Below are 3,935 nucleotides of genomic sequence, written 5' to 3'. Positions count from 1 at the left end.
GCGCCGTCCTCGGTGACGAACACCTCACCGTGCTGGAAAGGGTTCATCGTGCCCGGATCGACGTTCAGGTACGGATCGAGCTTCTGCATCGTGACCCGTAGCCCGCGGGCCACTAAGAGACTGCCGAGGCTTGAGGCGGTGAGGCCTTTGCCCAGCGAGGAGGCAACGCCTCCGGTGACGAAAATGTGCTTGGTACTGGTGCCGTTCCCCACGGGATTCCACCATATAGGTGCAGACGCCGCCCCGGCGAACCGGCGCGCCCGTCGCGCGAACTCAGTGCCCGGCAGCCGCCAGTAGTTCGGCGGCGTGCGCGTGGGCGTTCGCGGAGCCCTCCAGGCCGGCCATCATCCGGGCCAACTCATCGAGCCGGGCGGCGCCGTCGACCCGGTTGATGCCGCTGGTGGTGACCTGGCCGTCGCTGGCCTTGGCCACTACGAAATGGTCGTCGGCGAACGCCGCCACCTGGGCGAGATGGGTGACCACGATGACCTGGGCGTGTTCGGCGAGCCGGGCCAGCCGGCGTCCGATCTCCAACGCGACGGCACCACCGACGCCGGCGTCCACCTCGTCGAAGACGAAGGTCTGCCCGGTCGCTCCCCCGGCCAGCACCACTTCGAGCGCCAGCCGCACCCGGGAAAGCTCACCACCGGACGCCGCCTTGGCCAGCGGCGCCGGGCTTGAGCCGGGGTTGGCGGTGAACATCAGGGTCACCTGGTCGGCACCGTGCGGACCCACCGCCGCCGGGGTCAGCTCGAACTCGATCCGGGCGTGCGGCATCGCCAGCGCGGTCAGTTCGCCCTTGACCCGCTCGGCGAGCACGGCGGCCGCCTCGGCGCGTGCCGCGGTGATCGCCGCCGAGGTCTGTGCCAGCTCCTCGTCGAGGACCGCGATCCGCTGCTGCAGTTCGGCGATCCGGTCGTCGCCTGCTTCGAGGTTCCGGGCACGTTCAGCGGCGTCCGCGGCCCATTGCAGCACCTCGGCCACCGAGGCGCCGTACTTGCGGGTCAGCTGCTGCAGCGCGGCGCGACGTTCCGCGATCCACTCCAGCCGGGCCGGTTCGGCCTCCAACCGGTCGGCGTAGCTGGCCAGCTCGGACGCCACGTCCGCGGCGAGCACGGACGCCTCAGCGAGCCGCCCGGCCAGTGGCACCAATTCGGGATCATCGGCGACGGCGCCCTCGAGACTCTTCCGGGCAGCGGCCAGCAGACCCAGCACGGTGGGTGCGTCGTCCCAGGCCTCGGGGTCGCCGCTGAGCGCCAGCCCGGCTCCGTGCGCGGCCAGTCGCAGTTCGTCGACGGCCTGCAGCCGTTGTGCCTCCGCGGCCAGTGCCACGTCCTCGTCGGGTTGCGGATCGACCTGCTCGATCTCGTTGAGTCCGAAGGTGAGCAGGTCGAGTTCCCGGGCGCGCTCGCGTGCCGCGCCGGTGAGCTCCTCGACCTCGGACGCCGCGGCGCGCCGTTCGGCGTAGGCGGCCGCGTGTCGTTCGAGCAGGACGGCGTGCTCGGCGCCGGCGAACCGGTCCAGCACCTCCCGCTGCCGATCGGCGGTGCCGAGCCGGATCTGCTCGGATTGACCATGGATGGTGGCCCACCGGGTGACGATGTCGGCGGCGGTTCCCAGCGGCACAGCGACGCCGCCGAGCAGCGCCCGCGAGCGCGTCCGGCCCACCTGGCGGGCGACCAGCAGTTCGCCGTCCTCGACCTCGGCACCCAGCTCGGACAACTCGTCCGCCGTCGCGCCGTCGATTGTCCAGACGCCCTCCACCACGCAGCGGGCGGCGCCGTGCCGGACCAGGCCACTGTCGGCCCGGCCGCCCAGCAGCAGGGACAGCCCGGTGACCACCATCGTCTTGCCGGCACCGGTCTCGCCGGTCACCGCGGTGAACCCCGGGCCGGGCTCCAGCACCGCTTCGGCGATCACCCCGAGGTCGGCGATGCGCAGCTCAGTCAGCATGGGTTGTTGCGTTCCGCGATTCCGCGCCAGCCGTCCACGGGTAGCGCGAATTTGCGAACCAGTCGCTCGACGAACGGACGCTCGGTGATGCGGGCCAGCCGCAGCCGATGCTCCCCCACCTCGGCGGTGACGACCATCCCGCCGGAGATGTCGGTGGTGCGGCGTCCGTCACACCAGACCACCGCCTGGGTCTCATTGCCCGGCAGGATCTCCACCGACACCGTCGAGTGCGGACCGATCACCATCGGACGGCTGAACAGCGCATGCGCCGACAGCGGCACCACCAGCAGTGCATCGATGTCGGGCCACAGCACCGGGCCGTTCGCCGAGAAGGCGTAGGCGGTCGATCCGGTCGGCGTGGCGAGCAGGACACCGTCGGTGCCCCAGCGGGACAGCGCCCGGCCGTCGACCCGGACCAGCACTTCGATCATCCGTTCCCGGGCGAGCTTCTCGATGGACACCTCGTTGATCGCGAACGAGCGCCACACCTCGGCACCGTCACGGTCGGTGATGACGGTGTCGATCGTCATCCGCTCCTCGACGGTGTAGTTGCGCTCGACCACATGGCTGATCAGGGATCCGGCCTCATGCGATTCGAGTTCGGCCAAGAAGCCGACATGCCCCAGATTGACGCCGAGCACCGGCAGATCAAGCGGCAGCGCCCATTCCGCGGCCCGCAGAATGCTGCCGTCACCGCCGAACACCACGACCAGCTCGCTGAGCCGCTCGGTCTCGGGAGTGAGGGCCTTCACCTGGCCGGCGGATTCCAAGGTGTGGAAATGCTCCTCGGCCAGCAGGCAGGTGATTCCGTGTGCGGTCATACCGGCGATGAATCCCGATGCCGCGCTCAACGCTGCTGACCTGCCGCCGTGCAGGGCCACGGTGACGAAGCGACTGGTTCCCACGACGCTCACCCTATCCGTGGCCACCCTCATCCACCGGGCGTCCACGCAGCAGCAGGAACCACTCGACATTTCCGGACGCTCCGACGGTGCGACTGACCCCACGCCACGCCTCCGGCCAGCCCAGCCGCCGCGCCTGCGCCGCGACCTCGTCCACGCAGCGTTGCCGGATCCCTTCGTCACGGACCACGCCGCGGGCGTCCAGCCCACCCCGGCCCACCTCGAACTGCGGCTTCACCAGCAGCAGCGCGGCGCCGTCCGGCTTCAGTACCGCCAGCAGCGGGCCGAGCAGCAGCTTCAGCGAGATGAACGACACGTCGCCGACGATCAGATCGACCGGTTGGCCGTCCAGATCGTCGAGGCTCAACTCGCGCAGGTTGAGGCCTTCGCGCACCACGACCCGCGGATCCTCGCGCACCGGCGCCGCCAACTGCCCGTGCCCGACATCGATCGCGTACACCCGCTCTGCACCGCACTCGAGCGCGACCTGGGTGAATCCGCCGGTCGACGCGCCGGCGTCCAGCACCCGTCCGCTCACCGCCAGACCGGTATCGGTCAGGGCGCCGAGCAGCTTGTGGGCGGCGCGCGAAACGTAGTGGTCGGCTGCGGAGATCTCTATCCGGTCACCGTCGGCGACGGTCGCGGCCGGCTTGTTCACCGGACGCCCGTTGACCCGGACGCCGCCGGAACGCACCACCTCGGACGCCTGACCCCGCGACCGTGCCAGGCCGCGCCGAACCAGTGCCTGGTCGAGACGCATCAGCGCCCGGACGGCTGCGGGCTCGGGTTGAGGACGTCCTGCAGGACCTGGTGGACCCGTTGGATCTCGTCCGCATGCTGCTCGACCGGGCCGCTCAGGTCGAGTTCGGCCAGTGCCGCGTCGACCCTCGGGTGACCGGTCACGGGCGGCGCGTCGGGGGTACTCACGGCGAGCATCCTAGTGCCCCGGCCACCAACGTTCGCCCTGGCGAGCGGCGTCCGGTCGGATGCCTCGCAAGGCCGACGAGGGAGTCATACCGGGTTGTATGGCGACTGAGGAGAACGCAGCGAGGCGCCGTCCGGGCGTCGCGCAGCGGGCGA

General features: G+C 70.8%; 4 protein-coding genes and 1 pseudogene. All 5 read right to left on the bottom strand.

Annotation, left to right across the window (positions count from 1 at the left end):
- Positions 1-212: pseudogene (locus Q0066_RS00805) on the bottom strand (CTP synthase); the annotation flags it as partial.
- 61 nt (positions 213-273) lie between these two features.
- On the bottom strand, positions 274-1,953 hold the full coding sequence (gene recN / locus Q0066_RS00800) for a DNA repair protein RecN (RefSeq protein WP_298129106.1): 1,680 nt from the start codon (positions 1,951-1,953) through the stop codon (positions 274-276).
- Complete coding sequence (locus Q0066_RS00795) at positions 1,947-2,858, bottom strand: NAD kinase (RefSeq protein WP_298129103.1); 912 nt, start codon at positions 2,856-2,858, stop codon at positions 1,947-1,949. The genes recN and Q0066_RS00795 overlap by 7 nt, the downstream gene beginning before the upstream one ends.
- A 10-nt stretch (positions 2,859-2,868) precedes the next feature.
- Entirely contained in the window at positions 2,869-3,615 is a 747-nt protein-coding gene (locus Q0066_RS00790; RefSeq protein ID WP_298129100.1) for a TlyA family RNA methyltransferase, read from the bottom strand.
- Positions 3,615-3,782, bottom strand: a complete 168-nt coding sequence (locus Q0066_RS00785; protein WP_298129099.1) for a hypothetical protein — start codon at positions 3,780-3,782, stop codon at positions 3,615-3,617. Before Q0066_RS00785 ends, Q0066_RS00790 begins: the two co-directional genes overlap by 1 nt.
- Positions 3,783-3,935: the final 153 nt, after the last annotated feature.

It is taken from the genome of Micropruina sp., assembly GCF_027492755.1.
Taxonomy (GTDB): Bacteria; Actinomycetota; Actinomycetes; order Propionibacteriales; family Propionibacteriaceae; genus Micropruina.
The sequence above is the reverse complement of the archived record's forward strand: the minus strand, read 5'-3'. Positions and strand labels throughout refer to the sequence as shown.

Coding starts and splice junctions, on each gene's coding strand:
- recN (WP_298129106.1), bottom strand. CDS start 1,953: ATGCTGACTGAGCTGCGCATCGCCGACCTCGGGGTGATCGCCGAAGCG.
- Q0066_RS00790 (WP_298129100.1), bottom strand. CDS start 3,615: ATGCGTCTCGACCAGGCACTGGTTCGGCGCGGCCTGGCACGGTCGCGG.